Source organism: Dysgonomonas sp. PH5-45 (assembly GCF_029893235.1).
GTDB lineage: Bacteria > Bacteroidota > Bacteroidia > Bacteroidales > Dysgonomonadaceae > UBA1309.
Map to the genome: position 1 here is coordinate 88,255 of NZ_JARXWE010000005.1, position 20,757 is coordinate 109,011.

15 protein-coding genes and 1 riboswitch are annotated in these 20,757 nt (G+C 38.6%); of the genes, 1 reads left to right on the forward strand and 14 read right to left on the reverse strand.

The features are described 5' to 3' along the window. Positions 1-10 precede the first annotated feature (10 nt). From M2132_RS03275 to rsfS, 12 genes are all read right to left on the reverse strand, one after another. Positions 11-1,465, reverse strand: a complete 1,455-nt coding sequence (locus M2132_RS03275) for a DUF5074 domain-containing protein (RefSeq protein WP_280671308.1) — start codon at positions 1,463-1,465, stop codon at positions 11-13. 11 nt (positions 1,466-1,476) lie between these two features. Further along, entirely contained in the window at positions 1,477-2,751 is a 1,275-nt protein-coding gene (locus M2132_RS03280; protein WP_280671310.1) for a cell surface protein, read from the reverse strand. 4 nt (positions 2,752-2,755) lie between these two features. Continuing rightward, positions 2,756-3,961, reverse strand: a complete 1,206-nt coding sequence (locus tag M2132_RS03285; RefSeq protein WP_407932411.1) for a DUF5074 domain-containing protein — start codon at positions 3,959-3,961, stop codon at positions 2,756-2,758. Positions 3,962-3,984: 23 nt separating this feature from the next. After that, a complete protein-coding gene (locus M2132_RS03290; protein ID WP_280671315.1) occupies positions 3,985-5,922 on the reverse strand; it encodes a TonB-dependent receptor in 1,938 nt (645 codons plus the stop codon). A gap of 302 nt (positions 5,923-6,224) precedes the next feature. Beyond that, positions 6,225-6,431, reverse strand: a riboswitch (cobalamin riboswitch). Positions 6,432-6,564: 133 nt separating this feature from the next. Beyond that, complete coding sequence (locus M2132_RS03295) at positions 6,565-8,424, reverse strand: nucleoside-diphosphate sugar epimerase/dehydratase (RefSeq protein ID WP_280698201.1); 1,860 nt, start codon at positions 8,422-8,424, stop codon at positions 6,565-6,567. 271 nt (positions 8,425-8,695) lie between these two features. Next, positions 8,696-9,748, reverse strand: coding sequence for a dTDP-glucose 4,6-dehydratase (rfbB, locus tag M2132_RS03300; protein ID WP_280671319.1), 1,053 nt, complete (start codon positions 9,746-9,748; stop codon positions 8,696-8,698). A gap of 51 nt (positions 9,749-9,799) precedes the next feature. Further along, positions 9,800-12,193 carry a polysaccharide biosynthesis tyrosine autokinase gene (locus M2132_RS03305; RefSeq protein WP_280671321.1) on the reverse strand — a complete coding sequence of 798 codons (2,394 nt, stop codon included), beginning with the start codon at positions 12,191-12,193 and terminating at the stop codon, positions 9,800-9,802. A 22-nt stretch (positions 12,194-12,215) separates the two neighbouring features. Then, complete coding sequence (locus tag M2132_RS03310; protein WP_280671323.1) at positions 12,216-13,022, reverse strand: polysaccharide biosynthesis/export family protein; 807 nt, start codon at positions 13,020-13,022, stop codon at positions 12,216-12,218. Positions 13,023-13,179: 157 nt separating this feature from the next. Beyond that, complete coding sequence (locus M2132_RS03315) at positions 13,180-14,022, reverse strand: phosphatidate cytidylyltransferase (protein ID WP_280671325.1); 843 nt, start codon at positions 14,020-14,022, stop codon at positions 13,180-13,182. Between the two features lie 139 nt (positions 14,023-14,161). Next, positions 14,162-14,683, reverse strand: coding sequence for a hypothetical protein (locus M2132_RS03320; protein WP_280671327.1), 522 nt, complete (start codon positions 14,681-14,683; stop codon positions 14,162-14,164). Between the two features lie 64 nt (positions 14,684-14,747). Further along, positions 14,748-16,715, reverse strand: a complete 1,968-nt coding sequence (gene ftsH, locus M2132_RS03325) for an ATP-dependent zinc metalloprotease FtsH (protein WP_280671329.1) — start codon at positions 16,713-16,715, stop codon at positions 14,748-14,750. 102 nt (positions 16,716-16,817) lie between these two features. Further along, positions 16,818-17,177 (reverse strand): ribosome silencing factor, encoded by a 360-nt coding sequence (rsfS, locus tag M2132_RS03330; protein WP_280671332.1) that lies wholly within the window; start codon positions 17,175-17,177, stop codon positions 16,818-16,820. Positions 17,178-17,252: 75 nt separating this feature from the next. Between rsfS and miaA the strand changes: the two genes are divergently transcribed. Beyond that, entirely contained in the window at positions 17,253-18,176 is a 924-nt protein-coding gene (gene miaA / locus M2132_RS03335) for a tRNA (adenosine(37)-N6)-dimethylallyltransferase MiaA (protein ID WP_280671334.1), read from the forward strand. Here miaA and M2132_RS03340 read toward each other — a convergent pair. Next, entirely contained in the window at positions 18,173-18,766 is a 594-nt protein-coding gene (locus M2132_RS03340) for a MarC family protein (protein ID WP_280671336.1), read from the reverse strand. The two genes, miaA and M2132_RS03340, sit on opposite strands and share 4 nt — an antisense overlap. 157 nt (positions 18,767-18,923) lie before the next feature. Next, positions 18,924-20,654 (reverse strand): phosphoenolpyruvate carboxykinase, encoded by a 1,731-nt coding sequence (locus M2132_RS03345; protein WP_280671338.1) that lies wholly within the window; start codon positions 20,652-20,654, stop codon positions 18,924-18,926. Positions 20,655-20,757 lie beyond the last annotated feature (103 nt).

A 20,757-nucleotide genomic window follows, 5' to 3' on the forward strand; every position in this document is an offset into this window, starting at 1 on the left:
TTGGTGTTTTTTAGTGTTTAATGATTTTAGCGGCCTTTCCTCCTGCTTTAAGGATATAAGTACCTTTTGGCAGTTCCGCTGTATGAATAAGTTCTTTCTCGCCAGAACTGATAGCCTCATAGACATTTTGCCCCGAAAGGTTATACAGTGCAATCGTTGTTCCTATTTCCGTTTCTACATACATATACTCGACACAAGGATTCGGATATACACGGACTTCCTGACTTCCCGTCTCATTGATTAAAGAATTACCTCCCTTTTCCACCTCCGGAAACACGGGTATAGCCGGAAACCAATAGTTATTAATCATACTATACTCGTTAAGTAATTCTCCCTCGGTACTGATGCGAACAGTCTGATAAGTAGGTTCTAAGAATTCGTGAAACAGAGAACAGTAAATTTCGTCCGTAACAGGGTGGATACGGAAACCTGCGCCATAAATATTCCAACCTATTTTGCTCGTATCGTACACTTCACTAAATACCTGTGTATCTATGTCGTAACAATATATTTTTGTTGAAGCAAACCAACCGCCATTGTTTTTCCAATAGATTCGGTTTTCTTTTGTACTGGCGCAAAAACCATCGGCTGTCCATGCATACCACGAGCTTGGCACAGACCAACCCTTAGGCAGTTCAACCCGGAGGGTATCCATCGTTTCCGGATCCAACTTGTACAAACGGTCAAGAGCATTGCCGGAACCTATTTGGTCAAAACAAACACTTATCCATAAGCTTTGGTCTTTCGATTGTACTATCGAACCAAATCCACGTTGAATTTCTTTTTCTTTCGTTTCATCAAACTCCAGCGGAGCTTGTATGGTCTTTATGATTTTATCCTCTTTGATGTCGATCACCAAAACACCCAGCGATTGATGAATAGCAAAAACATAATTGCCAGCTTTTATCATATTACCTACTTGCCCACGATAAAGGCTTCCATAACCCGAACCTTCGGGATTGGCCGAGCCTTCAATCTGTGCGCCTATCTCTAAATTGTCGATATCGAAAACGTAAATTCCATTGTTGGTAGATATATAACCTTTATGTTCATCTATCCCCACAAAGGCTCTTCCATCGGCATTCGATTTTCCTTCTTCGTTTTTGGAAATAACAGGGAATTGTTTAAGTATCTTCATCGTAACAGCATTGCAAACAGTGAGTCGCCCGCCAACAATTGCAGCTCCCGGATCTTTTTCTTGTTTAGATACAATATAGAATTTGCCATCGTGAATTGCACCAAACTGACTGGTACTACCAAGTTCCATTCCCTCATTTTCTTTCTGAATTACACGATAAGTCCATTGCCCGTCGTCCGACAGAAAATTCACCGCACTGTTCTGATGCCCATACCAATCTTCGTTAACGATAAAAACACCATTCTTGTATTCGGCATCGCCACTCCCCGTACAGAAAGCGCCGGCTGAAACCAAAAGAAACATTAATAGAGTAAAAATCTTATTCATATCCGTAGAAATTAAAATTGTTTGTATTTTCTGTTTACTTTCTTTTTTAGCTGATAATCGATTTCAGGAAGTGTATCGCCGGGAGCATAGATATGTAAGTCTCTTGCGCCAAGTATTTCGGTAGAAGTTTCGCCAATCCAGCCACATGTTTGGTTTACCGCTGTATATACCCTCACAAAGTCAATACCGGGCAGATGTACTTTGTTCCCGTCACTATCAACAGCCCAATCAATGTCAAAACTGATGAGGTCTGTTTCGTTATTAGTACGGTTATCGGCATACCCCCATCCATACGCATACAATACCCAATAAGCACCATAACCACTCTGGTCAACACCATTGTCTTTCAACTTAGTTCCCCTAAACGTAAGCTTATCTCCGCTTATCCATTTGGGAAAATAGTCTTGTTTGTTATATCTGATTTTTTGTATATAACCATCATCGCCATAATTGTCAGTCCATTTTATATAAGTCTGATCTGTTATATTTCCCGTCTCGTCAGGGATCGGGGTTTTATCTTTATCGGGACGGAAATAAGTAATTTCGTAATTCTTTGTTGTTTCGGGTTTGTAATATTCGCTACCTGCCAGTTCATACCATTCGTCATCGTCGGGCACTCCGTTCTGGTTTTTGTCGAAGGCCACCATAACAATGCCCGGTTCGCTGCTTCCTCCGGGATTGTCGGGGTCGGTTAGTTCGTAAAAAGCGTTGCCAAGTATCAGAAAGTCTTTTTCTCCTTTCACATTCATAACCGTGTGGTCGAATCCGAAAGTTACGTATCCGCCAAAGCCGCCCAATGTAATCATCACATTATTTCTGCCCGAAATATTATCCTCCACCTTGCGGCGCATGGTTTCTTCGGTATCGCCTTCTTCGCACAAAGGCATTTCATTTACAAACTGACCCGGCGCCGGTCTGTACTCAAGTACACGCGATATATACGGACTGTATTCTACTAACTCGTGCATCACGGTTACCTGCATGTCGTGCGTATAAGGATTCTTACTATCAATTATCTGAAAACGGATATTATAGACTCCTTCATCCTTTGGAAGAAAGCAATAGGTATGCTCTGTCGAAAGCAGCGAATCTGTGCCATCAGGCAGTATAAGCAACCATCTGTAAGCATCGCCCGTATAACCGGGAACAAACCTGTTGGTTTGCATTCGGTACATATAATAGTTTCCCTGTAAACCTATGGTAAGGTGTGGAGTATCCCTCTCGCAACTTGTAAAACAGAGAACAAAGCCTAAAAAAGCTAATAATGATTTAAATATATCTTTCATATCTTTATTTTTTCAGAAAAACCATATGTGCCGGGATATCGCCTGTCAGTATACGCCATTTACGTTTACCCGATCGGTCGTAACACGAAAGATTTCCGGTTGAAACATAATTTTGGGCGTCGGTTACATATATATCGCCTGTTTCGGGATGAATGGCTATCCCATAAGGCATTGTGATGTCTATTTCTGTACCATCGGTAATGAAGTTTTTGCTAACCACCTCGCGTGTTTTTGTGTTCACAATGGCATAAGTGAGCTTACTATCCCGGGTTTGAGCGTCATAGTCATGACTATAGAGGTAGAGGGAATCGCCATGTATTGCCATATTAGAACATGGAATACCAATCGTGTCTGTTACAACCATATCGTTATATCCTTTCCTTTTTTCCAATACATAAAGATTAGGATCAACAGCTCCGTAAGGAGAGTAAATGTCGTTATAGTTACCTCGTGCACTGACCCATAACTTACCGTCATTATCAGCTTTCAGGCGATGAAGATTCATTCCAACAATAATTTTCTTTACTTGCTTGAAGCGTTCAAGCTCAATAACCGAAACTGTATTGTCGTAATGAGGTAAGCGATACCCTCCCGAATTGGCAACATACAAGTATTCGCCCACTACTTCCATTTCCTCTGGTTGATAGCCAACAGTTACTTTATCAACTACATTGAGGTTCAATGTATCTATTTTAAAGACAGCCCCCAACGGGGCATTAGGATCGACATTGACACCTGCTACAAACGAACTGATGTATGCATGTCCCCGGTAAAAACGCACATAACGGCAATTAGGAATATTAATCTGCCCTATCCGCACCCCCGTCCGTGCATCTAAAACTTCTACTTTATGCGAACAGTTCACCACAACATACAGCCGGTTTCCATAAATCTGGATATCATTGCCCACATCTCCCAACTCTTTTACGATTGTAGGATTACGTTCCGGATAAATGCTTCGCATATATAAAGAGTTTGTAAAATCAATATAATCTATCGTACATTTATTACTGCCCATATTTCCTTCATTTATCAAATACATACCTGCTATTTTAGAATCGGGAGCTGCTTTCTCGGGGAGCACTTCGTATTCGATTGGGATCAGATGCTGATCGTCCCTACACGAGAAAGTAAGAATAGCAAAAAGAAAAATCCATATTTTCAGGCCAAACCCTATACTGTTTTTTTTATTCATTCTTTTCTTCTTCATAATCAATATCCTATCAGTCTATTTTAAAATTCCACAACCAATGATATCCGGTAATTACGCTTTGGCATCGGATAATTTATAACTACCTCATAGTCCTGACTCAACAGATTGTTTACCTCGAACGTAGCTTTAAAATTCATATTATTAATTTTAAAGGGCTTTATCAATGATAAATCGTGCGTGTACCAAGGCTGAAGATAATTTGGGAGAATATTATCTCTAAAAGCATATCGTTCACCGGTATAGATAAAACTATAATTCAACATCCAGTCTTTATAAGTTGCCGAGGCTATTACCGTGCCACTATGCCATGGAATATAAGGAATCTGGTCTTTATAGTATGTCTTACCTTTACTCGAAAAGTCCTGTGATTTTTGGTACGTATACTGAAGTTTTGTGGTAAACTGTATTTCGTCTATGTTGAAAGCCGTTCCCACAGATACATCTATACCTCTGATTTTTACATGATCCAGATTATAAGTTTCCCATCTAAATTGTGGAGGTTTGGGTGTTGCTATAATTTTATCATCAACCTCATTGTAATATACATTAACCTGTGCATCAATATTTTTGAATACAGAGTGTTTTAATGACTTCACGTATTTGAGTGCTGCATTATATTGTGTTGTATATTCCGGCCGGATATCGGCACTTACTACCTCCACATAATATAGCTCATTGAATGTAGCCACACGGAAGGCTTTTTTATAAAAAACATTTAGCTTGAGGTCTTCATTAGCAAGTAATTTATATGAAGCAAAAACAGCAGGGGCAAAGACTTTTTCATCATCGTGGGCGGTATATCTTTTTACCGTTTCATGAACAAATACTCCTAAGGCACTGGCTTGTATCTTTAGCCTGTTTAAATCGAGTGATGTTGCTAAAGACACCCAATGTGAATATCTTGTAGGGTGAGAAAATGTATTATATGCTTGTTTTTCAAATTCTGCATCAAGTTTATTCCACTGAAAATCGTAAGAAAAAGAAACATCCCAAAAGCGGGTTATAGGAAAGAGGTTGGCACTGGATATATAAAACTCTTTCTGGCGGAATTTATTACTAACCTGAAGAGCTTTTTCATCGACAAGATTCTCAAAGTGAGTGTAATCGCTCGCATATTTCACATTCAGTAAAGTGCTCCAACGAGAGCTAATTTCCTTTTTAAAACTTCCTTGCATAAACGAATTTATATCGCGCATCTGCTCTCCACGCCACCAATCACCGTTAATAATAGGACCCGGAACGCCTCTGTCTGAGCTATAATTATAAGCATGAATATTCCACGATCCACCGGGCAACGATCCATACAAAAAGGCCTCTAAACGCGATGCATTTATTCTGCCATTCTGCCGAGTTCCGGTGGTATCATAAGCTACCTCATTCGAATTAAAAAAAGTCCTCTTATAATGTACCTTGTACTTTCCGCTCGAACTGAGCCACTCGCCGTTGAACGACATACTTACATTATCGCTTATTTTATGTTCAAGCAAGAGAGATGGGTTTATCAAATCGAACGAGCCACCCTTAACGCTGGTTTTTATATTGGTTTCCTTACCATCTATGAAACGTGGACGGCGGGAAGTTATATAGACACTGCTTGCGGAGCTAAAATCGCGAGCCGACTGAAAAACCTGACTTTTTTGCCCGTTATAAAGCGAAATTTCATCAATGTTATCCATCGAAAATTTGCCTAAGTCTACCTGCCCGTTCTGGGCATTACCAAGTTGGATACCATTGTAGAAAACACCAACCTGATTAGTACCCATACTACGGATATCAATAGTTTTGAGCCCACCAACACCACCATAATCTTTGAGCTGCACTCCCGAAAAGAACCTGATTGCATCTGCTACCGAAAAAACATTCAGTTTTTCAATTTCTTTTCCCGACAATTTCTGCGGAGCTATTACCTCCCGATCCTGTACCCTACCCGTTATCACAACACCATCCAAGACCTGCATGCTGTCCAAACTACTTTGTGCAAATAAATTTGTACAGAAAACACACAATAAAAAAACTAAATACGTTTTTCGATAAGACATAAAAAAAACCGTTTAAAGAATTTTTAAACAGCTTTCGTCCGGAATAAAATATTATTTACACCTCTCCACACATTATTCACAACCGAAACAGGTAAAACCAGTTTCCGTTTACAAATAAACTGCAATTCGACTGTAAATAGAAAAACATTTGGGATAAACCATGCGGATAGTAAAAACGACCTCCTGCCCTGATTTGTCTCAAGCTCTATTCCACGAAAGCTTTTAACTTAAAAAATCTTGGCAGGTTTTCTGACTTACTTCTCTTTGAATCTACCTTCCCATTCCTTATTTGAAACAGTGGTTTGAGTACCGACTCAAAGACTTTGATGAAGCTTACAGCAGCGGGTCTGTTCAGGACTTTCACCTGATTCCCTTTTCAGCAATATTCGCAGAATGCGAGCATCGCCACCAAAATCGGTGCAAATGTAACGAACAACTTAGATATATCCAAACAATTTCGGATCTATAATTTTATTTTGAGCCTCAGATGTTACAACTATTTCACCTTGAAGCATTTCAACAAAGAGCAGTAGTGTAAAGAAAATAAATATCCAGATATCTTTAGTCTAAAATAACAGCTTTAGACTTATCCTTGTCTAACTTAGCAAAATAAGAGTTTTTGCTTACAAACTCAGGTACTAACTCCTTCATTTCAACAACTGTTTCTTCTATTTCAACTTGTCTCGACAAAAGAATCATTTTTTCTATTTGTGGTAAAATATCGTCATAGCTATATTCACGAACCTTAGCTATAAGAATTTTTTCGTGTTCGGTTGGTATAACCGTTTCCGAGTCGTTTAATAACTCTTCATACAGCTTCTCTCCGGGACGTAATCCTGTTACCTTTATATCAATATCCCGTCCTAAACGAAGCCCTGCCAACTCGATCATTCTTTTTGCCAAATCCATAATTTTGACAGGCTCGCCCATGTCAAATACATATATATGACCTGTTTTACCTATGGCAGATGCCTCAAGCACCAAACGGCAAGCTTCGGGGATGGTCATGAAATATCGGGTAATATTTTCGTCTGTAACAGTAAGAGGTCCTCCGCTTTCTATTTGGCGTTTAAACAACGGTATAACTGAACCATTGCTACCCAAAACATTGCCGAAACGAGTGGTAACCAACTTCATATTTTTCTGTTTAACATCCTCGCGTGCAGCTAATGTTTGTATATATATTTCAGCAATACGTTTAGAAGCCCCCATTATATTTGTAGGATTCACAGCTTTATCGGTCGAAATCATAATAAACATTTCCACAGCATTTTTCACGGCAAAATCCGCAACAAGTTTTGTTCCATAAACATTTGTCATAATGGCTTCGCACGGATTGTTTTCCATCATTGGCACATGTTTATATGCTGCTGCATGATAAATAATATCGGGCTTGTTACGAGTGAAGACCATATCCAGACGTTCGGAATTTCTGACATCACCAATAACAGCTTTAAAATTCAAATTGGGGAAACGGGCTTTTAGTTCTAAATCAAGATCATTAAGCGGAGTTTCAGCGATGTCGAAACACACAACCAATTTCGGATCAAACTTTGCTACCTGCCTAACGATTTCGCTACCAATAGAACCTGCTGCACCTGTAACAAGAACAGTTTTGCCCTTAATAGAACTGCTTATCAAATCCATGCTTATATCAATCTCTTCTCTGCCCAACAAATCTTCTATCTGTACAGACCTGATTTGTTTATAAATAGGCTCACCCACCGATTCGGCAGCTTCATACTGTGGAACAACATAAGGCTTTATCTTTATAGCCAAAAGATTATCTACCAATCCTTTATTATCGAGTAGCGCTTTTTCGTTAGGAAAAAGTACAGACTTGGTCTTATACTTCAGCAACTTTAGTAAGTTTTTAGAATCAATATATATAATAGGACAGTTAAGCACCTTCTTGGTATTGGCTTCGAAATTAGTGGAAATAAAACCAGCTATTCGGTACTTACCATTCGACATCTTTATTGTTTGAGCCAAAGAAACACTTTCGGGCGATATTCCAAAAATAAAGATTGAGACATTCCTCGGACCTAATTCCTGAGCGTAGTGCGAATATATAAAAACTATAAGAAACCTAAAACCGACTAATGTTACAGAAGATATGAGAAATGAAGCCGTACAATAAGCAACCGTTATGCTACCCGAAACGTCACCCAATCCCCAATAAATAGAAACAAATATAAGAATGTGCGAAACCACCAAAGAAAAAAGTAGCTTTTGGATTTCATAGATTGTTGAGTACCTTATTATTCCATTAAATGTTTTGAATGCAATGAAGCTAATAGCACTGGCTATAACAGAAATAGCTGCACACCATTGAATTTCAGGCAAAAATACACGCAGATTGGTATAAAACAACAAAACTAAAGCATAAGCCCCGATTGAGGAACATAATACAGTAACCAAATCAATAAATAAGATAAGTCGCTTACTAAGAAACTTATTCTTAAAGAACATTTTTATAAATTGCCTATACATTGCTCTGAATATTAAACGAAATACATACACCAAAATTTGACAAAAGTCAATACTTACTTTTCCTCAAAAATATTGCCCTTGTTCTCCTTGCAAAGAAAATGAAATTATGTAAAAAATACAAGGAATAAATCTTTTATTTATCCCGTAATACTGCCTTTCACGTATTAGTATGTATAATCAATCTAAATAACGTCTCTATTTATTTGTACATTTTAGCATAATATTTCTCATATTCGCCACTTGTAACCTGATCCAACCATTCTTCATTATCCAGATACCACTTCACAGTTTTTTCAATGCCTTCTTCAAACTGCAGGCTTGGCTCCCACCCCAGTTCATTCTTTAGTTTTGAGGAATCTATCGCATAGCGCAAATCGTGCCCCGCACGATCTTGAACATAGGTTATCAGTTTTTCAGACTCACCTTCAGAACGCCCAAGCATACGGTCTACGGTTTTTATCAAGACCTTAATTAAGTCAATATTCCGCCATTCGTTAAAACCTCCTATATTGTAAGTCTCCGCAATTTTTCCCTGATGGAAAATAACGTCAATAGCCCGTGCATGATCTACTACATACAGCCAATCGCGGACATTTTCGCCTTTGCCATATACAGGTAAAGGCTTATTATTCCTTATATTATTTATAAATAAAGGTATTAATTTTTCCGGGAATTGATAAGGTCCGTAATTATTTGAGCAGTTTGTTACCAGTGTAGGCATTCCGAATGTATCATGGAAAGCCCGTACAAAATGATCGCTCGATGCTTTTGATGCGGAATACGGCGAATGCGGATCATATTTTGTTGTTTCTACAAAATAAGTCCCATCGTTTTCTAATGCTCCATAAACCTCATCGGTTGAAATATGATAAAATAGTTTATTGTCCCAGTTTCCAGCCCAATAATGTTTTGCAGCCTGAAGCAACGACAATGTACCCATTACATTGGTTTGTGCAAAAGTAAAAGGGTCTTTAATAGAACGATCCACATGACTTTCCGCCGCAAGGTGAATAACTCCGTTTATCTCATACTTTTTAAATATATCAAGCATCAAGTTAAAATCGCAAATATCGGCCTTTATAAATGTGTAATTAGGCATTTTTTCGATATCACTCAAGTTTGCCAAATTTCCGGCATACGTGAGTTTATCTAAATTAATGATATTATAATCAGGATATTTGTTTACAAACAAACGGACAACATGCGACCCGATAAAACCTGCGCCACCGGTAATCAATATATTTTTTTTCATAGTTTATTTTTTCATTTAAAAGTTTAGGCCTAAATACATATATTCTTTATACTACTCTTCTTTTGAGCTTTTCTTAGCATAGCCATATGTTTGTCCATAGCCATATTTGTAATTATCGGTTTTTGTACTCGATGCATTAAGGACAAGATACATCCGGTTCAAGCGTTTTTCTTCGTATTGAGTATTGATAAACGAAACAGCCGATTTATGGGTATATCTTTCGCGCGTAACATAAAGAGTAAAGTCAGGGTATTTACCCAATATATATGTATCGGATATTATTCCTACCGGAGCAGAGTCTATAATAATGATATCATAGATACTTCTTGCTTCTTTCAAGAAATCCGTTAAAATAGGTTTCTTCAATAGTTCATTCGGGTTTGGAGGAATTGTTCCCGCTTGCAATACATCCAAATTAGGGCTTTCTGTAATTGGGTTCGCCAATAGTGGTTTCCAATCACTTACGCCTCCTGCTCCTGATAGGTAGTCGGTCAGCCCATATCCCTTTTTCATATTGAAAGTATTGGCTATTTGAGGATTACGAACATCCATCCCAACAAGTAGCACTTTCTTTTCGCTTAATGCAAAAGAACACGCAAGATTGACTGCCACAAATGTTTTACCCTCGCCCGCTATGGTGGATGTAACAAGAATAATTTTTCGCGAATCATCCTCCATCATAAACTCAATGTTGTTTCGCAAACTTCTGAACAACTCGGTATTTGATGTACTCGAATTTTTATGGACAACAACCGCATCAGGCTCATCACTTTCTTGTATTTGACCAATAACAGGTACGATAGACAGTTTTTCTAACTCATCGCGGTTTCCTATCCGTATATTCAATAACTCTTTAAGATATATGTAAGCCACAAATATGACCAAACCAATAATAAATGAGGCTAACAGAATGATGTTTGTTTTTGGAGCTACAGCACCACCCGACCGTGGAGCTATTACTACTTTTGCCTTTTCGGTAGCCGCCGCAACGGTTATATTAGTCTCTAATCCTTTCTGCAACAGGAATAAATAGAGGCTTTCTTGTATCTGTTGCTGTCTGGTTTTTTCAAGCAACCCTCTTTCTTGCATAGGTAAGGCAAGAAGCTTAGAGGCTGTAGATCCTATTTCTTGGTCAATGTTCCGAAGGGTAATCTGCACCGATTTTCTCACATTCAATAATGAATTAAAGATACCTTCTCGCATGGAAGACAACTCTAATTCCATTTTTTGGCGGGTTGGGTTATTTTCCGTAGCTACACTGCCTAACTTATCTTTTGCCAAAAGCGTAGAATTATATTGAGTTATCATTTCTGATAATCCCGGGTCGGTGATACCTATATTAGGAATAGTTTTATCCTTATTAGCCGGATTCAGAACAAACTTCTCTACCATGTCCAAAACACGCGATTGAGTTTCCACCTCAATTCTTTTCTGCTCATTAACACCCGATTGCTGCATATACAATTGGGTTTCGGCCGTGAGGTTGGTTATGCCCTGTGCCCTTTTGTAATGCTCAACATTACGTTCAATGGTATCAAGTTTTGTGTATATTTCACTAAGACGTTCATTTATAAACAACGACGTATTAATAGCCGTTTTATTTTTATCTTCAATATTATCTTTATTGTACTGTTTGATAAGAGTATCAAGAATATCTTTTCCTTTTGTACTATTGTTTACAATAAGTTTTAAATTCAAAATCGAAGCTGCCTTTGTTACAGGCGAAACCGATAAGGAGCGACAAAGCCTGTCGGCCGTCGACACTGAACTTTCGACAGTCGCGTGTATTTTTTCATTTAAAAGTTCCGAGTTCTCGACATCCGAATTAGCCGTATTTATAATCAACTGTGTTTTTCCTCCAAAAACATCTATGGCAATAGGCAACGACACTCCTTTTTTACTGAAATCTTTATCCTCCCCTCCCTGTGGATATTCCGTTCCTTCAATATTATAAGATGTACCTTCTTTTTGAATATGCACTTCTATGCGTCCATTCTTTAAGAGTAAAGAATCATTCTGCAATTTGACCAAATAGGGAGACTGATTATAGATATCAACCGTTCTAAGATTTTCTTTGATGGTATAAGTTGTCTGAATTTCCAAAAGGCGAACAACCTGATTCATCAAATCGGGAGAAGTAAATATCGCTATTTCGTTATCAATATTATTAGTAGTGCTTAACAAGCCTAAATCTTCCAAACCCGAAAGTGAACTACCTGACCCTGATTTTTGTTTGTCTTCGATTAAAGATACCGATGATGAAACCTCATATTTCCGCGATGAAGTAAATGTGTAAACTACTCCTATCAATAACGATACTAATACTATAACCAGACAAAGCTTCCACTGGCGTAAGTATTTAAATAGGACCTCAAGTATATTTTGGCTATCAAATACGCTCTCGTCTTGATATGTATTTTTTCGTGAATCTTTTATTTCTTCCATACTTTAAATATCACTGCTTTTTTTATCGGGTAATAATGCTGATAACTGAAATAAGAATAGACAATCCCGATAAAGTTAAAGACTCTATTGTTCCCACAGCCGAATTATTTCCTTTTGTTTTGTTGGGCGACACGTATATTTTATCATTTTGTTGCAAATAATATACATCGGTACGCAACAATATATTTTTGTCCTGTAAATTTATATTGTATGTCATCAACTCTCCATTCCCTTTTTCCCTAACCAAAAGGACATTATCTCTTTTTCCGTATATAGTCAAGTCACCAGCCATAGCCAATGCGTCAAAAAGCGTAAGAACATTATTATCAGTAGTATAAACGCCCGGCTTGGCCACTTCGCCAAGAACGGTTACATGATAGTTTAGGAAACGTACATCAACAACCGGTTTTTCTGTCACATATTTAGGATAAATAAGGGATGTTATTTTATTTTCTATCTCCAATCGTGTCAATCCGGCCACATAAATATCCCCTATTTGCGGAAAACTGATAATTCCATTTTTGTCTACTATATAATTCTGTAGACTTCCCCCTGTTGATATTTTTGTTTCAGATACTCCGCTTGTGGTGTTGGGAATCAAAGGCATATTAAACATCGACACAGCCTCTGGACTGGATGCCGAATTAACTATTATTCTTAAAATATCGTTTGGTTTTACTTTAGCTTCATACAGTAGAGCTGTTTCTTTAAACTGTTCGGCCGTTAAGCTCGAGGCATCCCGTAGATATGGGGTTTTTTTATATGCTGTGCATGAAAACAATAAAGAAGCCGTTATTAACAACAAAAATATTCTGACGTATTTAACCATTTTTTTATTAATTCTATTTGTGTTATAATATAAACAAGAAATAAGAACTTTTGTTTTAAAATAATATATAGTCCAAAAAAGCCAAGGCAAAGATAACCTTTTTAAGGAATGCTGCAAAAATTGTGAATTGTAAAGTTACAGATAAAGTATAAATATGTTAACCAAATTGAAAAAACATACGGATTTCCAAATAAACAAATAGTGCAGGAATAGCAAACAACACACTATCGAACCTGTCAAGAAAACCTCCATGTCCGGGTAAAATATTACCGGAATCTTTAACCCCTATTGTGCGTTTAAAAAGTGATTCTATCAAATCGCCTAATGTACCAAAAACGATAACGGCAATGCCTAAACCAAGCCATCCCCACAAAGACATTTCCGTATAAAAATAGGCAAAGACTGAAGTAGCGAGCAGTGTAAACACAGCACCTCCAACAGAACCCTCCCACGACTTCTTGGGCGATATCCTTTCAAACAGGCGATTCTTTCCAATTTTAGAACCAACCAGATAAGCAAAAGAATCGTTCACCCATATAAGTACAAACAAAGCCAGCAAAAATACATAATGGTAAGTTTCCTGCTTGTAACTGAACGCAATGTAATTGAGCAGCGAAAAAGGCACTGCTATATAAAACTGCCCCAAAACAGAGTAGGCCAAAGAACTTAAAGCATCGGTATTTTTTCGATACAGAACAGATATAAAAAGAATCAGCAAATACAATACATAAGGCGCAAACACCAGTACAGAATTATACCCTTCCGAGAACGACACAAAAGCTCCCCCAAACAACAACAACCCTCCTATTATATTCAAAGGCTTATTTATATAAGTTTGCTTTGCATCACCTATCAGAGAATAAAATTCGGATAAAATAAATATTAAGAGGACTGCAAAACAGGCAAGGAATATATATTGATTGAATAGAATACCACATAATATAGCTGCAACAAAAACAGCTCCTGTCAGTATTCGCACAACGATGTTTGGTAATGCCACAATAAAAAAGATTTGTATTTTGATACAAATGTAAGAAAAAAAGGCTTACAGGATATTTTTTACCCCTCGGAAAAAAAGAAAAGCGGAATTCATCATAAAACTCCGCTTTACATTATATCATTTTTTATAAAATTAGATATCAGACTTTCTTTATCCCAATCTCTTTGAAAACAAAATCTTCAAAGCCATCTATATATCTACATTTATAGCCACTCTTCCAATAATCAATTACATATTTATTTTGTAGCAGTTCCTTTACCCAACTAAGGTCTGTACTTTTATCATCATTTGAGTACTGATAATATGAAAGCTGGCATATATTCATTACCATTTCTATAAAAGATATTTCTTTTAATTTTTCTTTGTCTATATTGCCATTTTCAATATCTTGAAGAGTGTTTTTATTACTAATAAATCTTTTCAAATCAGGATTTTCTACAATTAACTTATCCATCTTAGCATATAGTTCGTATCTGTTTTGACAATATTGAACTCTTCTATCTTGTTCTTTTTTTAAGTCTTCTAATTCTTTCTCTAACTTTTCAATCTCCTTTTGACTCTGTCTTTTCCTATAACTATAAAACTGCCAAAGCAATACAAGCAAAGTTGAAGCTGTTGCTATATCAGCTAAAATAGCAAACCAATATTTAGCTGTTTCCATATTTTAATTATCAAATTGTTTTTTCTAATTTTCAAGAATAACATCTAACGTTTTTGTCAGTTTATTACTCTTCGGTCGATTGGTCGTCTTTTGCCATTTCGGGCTCTTCACCTTTTCGTTCCTCCAACGAAAGTTCTTCCGAGCGAGAAAGCCAAGGACGCTCTCCAAATATATTTTTCAGATCATCGGCAAAGATAACCTCTTTTTCTATCAAAATAGAAGCCAATTGCTTATGCCCATCGGCATGTTCGCGCAGAAGATTTTTTGCCCGTTCATACTGGGTGTTTATCAGTTTCTGAACCTCTTTGTCTATCATCAAGGCTGTTTCTTCGCTATATGGTTTAGTAAAGCCATACGATTGTCCTGATGAGTCGTAATAGCTCAAATTGGGCAAATCGTCACTCATACCCATATACGAAACCATGGCATAAGCCTGTTTAGTTACACGCTCAAGGTCGTTCATGGCTCCCGACGATATATGCCCTATAAATATTTCCTCGGCGGCACGTCCTCCCAAAAGAGTACACATCTCGTCGAGCATTTGTTCTTTGGTTGTAATCTGACGTTCTTCGGGCAAATACCACGCTGCACCAAGAGCCTTACCGCGTGGCACTATGGTTACCTTCACCAACGGATTGGCATATCTCAAAAACCAACTCAAGGTAGCATGTCCTGCCTCATGTATGGCTATAGACTTGCGTTCGCCCAAGGTGGTTACTTTGTTTTTCTTTTCCAGACCGCCTATAATCCGGTCTACGGCATTTGTAAAATCGTCTTTCTGAACAATGCGTTTACCTTTTCGGGCTGCGATAAGGGCTGCCTCGTTACAAACGTTGGCAATATCGGCTCCCGAAAATCCGGGCGTTTGGCGCGCGAGGAAATCTACATCAACCGAATCGTCAATCTTTACGGGACGGAGATGGACTTTAAAAATCTCTTTCCTGTCGTTCAAATCGGGCAGGTCTACATAAATCTGACGATCGAAACGTCCTGCGCGTAACAATGCCTTATCCAAGATATCCGCACGGTTAGTCGCAGCCAATATTATGACACCACTATTTGAACCGAAACCGTCCATTTCGGTAAGTAGCTGATTCAATGTATTTTCTCGTTCATCGTTCGAGCCCATATTCGGATTCTTACCTCTGGCACGGCCGATGGCGTCAATCTCGTCAATAAATATGATACATGGTGCTTTTTCTTTGGCTTGGCGGAATAAATCGCGGACACGCGAAGCTCCTACCCCAACAAACATTTCAACAAAGTCCGACCCCGACATCGAGAAGAAAGGTACATTCGCCTCGCCGGCCACAGCTTTCGCCAAAAGTGTTTTACCTGTTCCCGGAGGTCCTACAAGCAAAGCTCCTTTAGGTATCTTACCGCCTATTTCAGTATAACGAGCCGGATTTTTAAGGAACTCAACTATTTCCTGTATTTCCTCTTTAGCTTCCGACAGCCCCGCCACGTCTTTAAACGTTGCCTTCAGTTCGCTTCCCTTATCGTAAAGCTGGGCTTTCGATTTACCTACGTTAAAGACTCCACCGCCACCACCTGCTCCGGCAGACATTCTGCGCATAATAAACAGGGTTATACCTATCAAGAAAATGAAAGGAATTGAACCTATAAGCAAGTCCATCAGATCCGAGCCGTTCTCATAGCTCACATCCAATTTTACGTTGTTTTCTTTCTCTATTGTATCACAAAAATCGGAAAACTTGTCGGACGAAGGAATATTAACCACAATATGGGGATTCTTACCAACCCTTTCGGAATCGGCTCCGAATATCGATTCCACCGAATCGGGACGAATGTATGCTATCAGAGAGTTTTTGCGGTTATATACTACAATCTTTTCCAAACTGTTGTTCTTTGCATACGTTTGGAAATTAGACCATGTTACAGGTTTTTCCATCGAATCGTTGGCAAAGAAGTAAATCCCAATCAAAATCAGTATAACGACCGCATAAATCCAGTAAATACTGAAAGGAACCTTAGGTCCGTTTGTTGTTTTCTTCTTGCTATTATCTTCCATATTATATTTAAATGAAGCTAATTCGGTTTCTTTTTAGGGCTTAGAATGCTCGTCTGACAAATAAACATCTGAAACAGCTTATTGTTGATAAGTAATGCAATATTAATCTAAATCGGGAATAGCTTCCAAAACGGCATCTTCCCACAGATTTTCTATATCATAAAACTCACGCAATTCCGGCAAAAACACATGTACAATAACCGAGCCATAATCTATTCCCACCCAGCGAGATTCGCGCAAACCGTCAACCGTAATGGGGCGTTCGTGCGCTTCTTTCTTTACGTAATCAACAACATGGTCGGCAATAGCAGATATTTGAGTGGGTGTATTCCCCTCACAGACAACAAAATATTGACAAATAGAACCTATAAGGTTTGTCATATCAATTGTTACAATATTTTTAGCTTTTTTATCTTGGCAGGCTGCCACAATCTTGTTTACTAATGCTTTTGTTTGTTCCATTTATACAGTTTATTTCAAGGTTGCAAATATAATGGCTTTTTTTCATATAATTACGCAAAAAAGTATCTTTGCACTATGAATAACTACGATTTAATTACTATTCTTGGTCCCACAGCCTCCGGAAAAACCGGTTTAGCCTGCAAACTGGCTTACCATATCGACTCCGAAATTATAAGCGGAGATTCGCGACAAGTTTACAAATCGATGGATATAGGCACAGGCAAAGACCTTGCCGATTATGTGGTGAACGGAAAAAACATTCCTTACCACCTGATTGATATCCGTAAGGCTGGCGATAAGTACAATATATTTGAATATCAACAGGATTTTTACAGGGCATACCAATCAATCACCGAAAAAGGAAAAACCCCGATTCTTTGCGGAGGCTCCGGTTTGTATCTCGAATCGGTACTAAAGAACTACCCTTTGGTAAATGTACCCGAAAACAAAGCCCTGCGTGAAGAACTAAAAGACAAGTCTTTGGAAGAACTGTCCCTCATGCTGTCTGCCTACAAGGCATTGCATAACAAAACCGACATAGACACAGCACAACGAGCTATAAGAGCCATAGAGATAGCCCAATACTCCGAAGAACACCCCACCGAAACCAGCCGGACGATATCCTTAAACAGCCTGATTGTGGGTGTAGACATAGACCGTGAACTGCGCCGCCGGAAGATATCAAACAGGTTAAGGGCAAGGCTCGACGAAGGCATGATTGCCGAAGTAAAATCAATAATAGACAGTGGAGTACACCCCGACGACCTCATTTATTATGGGCTGGAATACAAGTATGTCACCCTATTTTTATTGGGAAACCTGACATACGAAGAAATGGTGAATCAACTGGAAATAGCTATCCATCAGTTTGCCAAACGCCAGATGACATGGTTCAGAGGAATGGAAAAACGTGGCCTGCATATCCATTGGATTAATGCACAACTGACAGACCAGGAAAAGATATCGCAAATTAAAGAACTGTTACAAGCCGGAGTTTAATTGAAAGACTCGAACAATGTACTTAGGTTGGACGTAAACAAACGTACTGATATAGCCAAAAGTATGATTCCGAAGAATTTGCGCATCACATACACTCCACCTGCGCCGATTTTTATTTCAACATACTTCAGTTTGGAAAGAACAATAAACACTATCACCATATTCAAGAACAAGCCTACAATAATATTCTCGACTGCATATTCGGCACGCATCGAAAGTAAAGCTGTAAACGTGCCCGGCCCTGCTATAAGCGGAAACACCACCGGCACGTATGCCGAAGTAACGCCGGGGGCATCGTACTTAAAAATCTCTACCCCAAAAACCATTTCGAGTGCCATAACAAATATAACCAAAGCTCCGGCAACGGCAAACGACTGAACATCAACATTAAACAAATCTAACACCAACTCCCCTACAAAAAGGAAAGCCACCATTATGATAAAAGCATACATTGTTGATTTAAGAGCCTGAAGGTCTTTCCCCTGAGCCTGTACACTAAGGAAAATAGGTATCCCTCCCAGTACATCAATCAATGCAAAAAGAACAACAAACGCACTTAATATATCCGTAATATTGAATGATAGTCCCATAACGAAATAATTTTTACCGAATTCTGAACAAAGTTAGCAGATTAACTTTTATTACGAAACGTTTTTACGTGCATTTATCGTCCGCTTGCATATTTACAGAAAAAAGCGGCTATTTTTTTGTATTCAAAATAGCCGCCTCTCGTATTTCAGAAAAGTTTTATTTGTTTATCAACGAGTATAGCTCTACAGCCGCCTCGTGAGGGCCATTCTTGGCTTTACCTTCAATAGCTAGCTGAGTGTGTATCTCACCTATTTTCACACCATTATCGTGCATATCCTTGAAGTATTGGCGCACCAAAACTTCGGTCTTTTTTTGTTCCTGCACAGGTCCGAACGGATTTGCAAAATAAGATGTAACAAGCCCTTCTTCGGTGGTTGTTCCTTTAGCTCTACGGGCTCCTTGCTCAAATATACCGATGACTTTCTCTAAATCGTCATAAAACACAATCTTCTTATCCGAATCGATATAATTATTTGCATAAAGCATAATATCAACTTTATACCCTTTCGATATTACTTCGTATGTAGAAACGGGAATGGTTACACGGGCATTCACCTTGTCGGGGTTGGTATAAATACCCCGTCCCAACTGTTCGTAAGCATAGGTAGGGTCAAGGTCGTCTATACGCACAAAGGCGCCTATCTCCGTTCCGTAGCCATAAATCTGGCCATCTTCGCCCTTGCGCAAGTATCCCATATCGTCAAATATGATACGCATATGCCGGATATAGCTTGCATTCAACGAACGGAAGGCTTCCAAGCTCTCCGACTTACCTGCGCCGCTATCGCCCATGATGATGATGTTCGATTCTTTTCCGTTTTTCAGAACAATATTCACCATTGCACCGTGTATCGGCAGTTTATGTTCTTCTATTTGTTTCACATTATGAAGCGTCAGAAGCATCTTCTTCATGTATCCGAAATAGTCGATATCATCGCAGTAGTTTGCATAGCCGATAAGTATATCGTTCTTCTTGTCCTTATAGTAGAATGTTCGTTTTTCGTCAACACCGTCAGGGTTACCAAAAACGTAAATAATATCGGGTTTTTTGCCTATATATTCATTTTCTTTAGCCAATTCAAACAGATTGGCCAACCCCACTCCATGCACCATAAAGTCTTTGTGGAAAAATACAAAGGTGAGCATATTACCTACCTTGGCAGGAAAAACAAACCAATCGTCTTCGTGCAGGATAAGCCCCTCCAAAGGGTTTTGCTGATGTTCTCGAAAAACGCCGTCGCGGGTATTACGTTTTGTATAAGAAATAAACGGCGGCTGAAAAACAACAGTACTGATAAAAGGTACCTCCGACAGGCCTCTATATTCCATCGGGCAGTTCCAGTTCACATTATTGAGCGTAAGGCTGGCATTAGCCCCTGCCGTAGACTGGCAATTGACACGCTGTTCGTAACCGTTTACCGTATCCAGAATACGGCGGTAGGTGGCAAGAATCAGCTCGTTAAACATATCATTAGCCTGAATGAAACGAACATTTTGCAAACCTTGCCCCAATTTATTGTTTCGCACTATGGAGTAACGCTCCAATTTTTTCCAGAAACCGAAAACAAGTTCTATGAGTTCAACAAACATATCCCTGTCTTCGAAAAAGACCGCATACCTGTTATCAACAGCTATAATCTCTTTCTCCCCAAAAACCGTAAGCAGTTTGAATGTTTCTATTATTGCCTCAACAAAATCTTCCTCTGTTTTGAATGCCTTAATATAGAAGTCGAAGATAATGACCTCCTCACGTTTTAGGTTATGTACAAAGGCTTCTATCACCCGCCTGAAACCATAGCTGTTCAGTAATTTCTGTTTCGTATCGCAATACTTGAGCGTGAAATTTATCATCGCTCTGCCACGAGATAAAGTAAATTCATGTAGCATAATATCTCCGTTTTTACCTTCTTTTTAGAATCTGTTTAAAATAATTTTTCTTTTGCGAGAAAAGCAAAGTTAATTCAATTATTCCAGCATCGGGATATCATTT

What these genes read in the sequence shown, in the direction of transcription:
- rsfS (WP_280671332.1), bottom strand. Translation starts at nt 17,177, where the DNA reads ATGGAACAAACAAAAGCATTAGTAAACAAGATTGTGGCAGCCTGCCAA.
- M2132_RS03320 (WP_280671327.1), bottom strand. Translation starts at nt 14,683, where the DNA reads ATGGAAACAGCTAAATATTGGTTTGCTATTTTAGCTGATATAGCAACA.
- rfbB (WP_280671319.1), bottom strand. Translation starts at nt 9,748, where the DNA reads ATGAAAAAAAATATATTGATTACCGGTGGCGCAGGTTTTATCGGGTCG.
- M2132_RS03280 (WP_280671310.1), bottom strand. Translation starts at nt 2,751, where the DNA reads ATGAAAGATATATTTAAATCATTATTAGCTTTTTTAGGCTTTGTTCTC.
- M2132_RS03290 (WP_280671315.1), bottom strand. Translation starts at nt 5,922, where the DNA reads ATGCAGGTCTTGGATGGTGTTGTGATAACGGGTAGGGTACAGGATCGG.
- M2132_RS03340 (WP_280671336.1), bottom strand. Translation starts at nt 18,766, where the DNA reads ATGGGACTATCATTCAATATTACGGATATATTAAGTGCGTTTGTTGTT.
- M2132_RS03275 (WP_280671308.1), bottom strand. Translation starts at nt 1,465, where the DNA reads ATGAATAAGATTTTTACTCTATTAATGTTTCTTTTGGTTTCAGCCGGC.
- M2132_RS03305 (WP_280671321.1), bottom strand. Translation starts at nt 12,193, where the DNA reads ATGGAAGAAATAAAAGATTCACGAAAAAATACATATCAAGACGAGAGC.
- M2132_RS03345 (WP_280671338.1), bottom strand. Translation starts at nt 20,654, where the DNA reads ATGCTACATGAATTTACTTTATCTCGTGGCAGAGCGATGATAAATTTC.
- ftsH (WP_280671329.1), bottom strand. Translation starts at nt 16,715, where the DNA reads ATGGAAGATAATAGCAAGAAGAAAACAACAAACGGACCTAAGGTTCCT.
- M2132_RS03285 (WP_407932411.1), bottom strand. Translation starts at nt 3,961, where the DNA reads ATGAAGAAGAAAAGAATGAATAAAAAAAACAGTATAGGGTTTGGCCTG.
- miaA (WP_280671334.1), top strand. Translation starts at nt 17,253, where the DNA reads ATGAATAACTACGATTTAATTACTATTCTTGGTCCCACAGCCTCCGGA.
- M2132_RS03310 (WP_280671323.1), bottom strand. Translation starts at nt 13,022, where the DNA reads ATGGTTAAATACGTCAGAATATTTTTGTTGTTAATAACGGCTTCTTTA.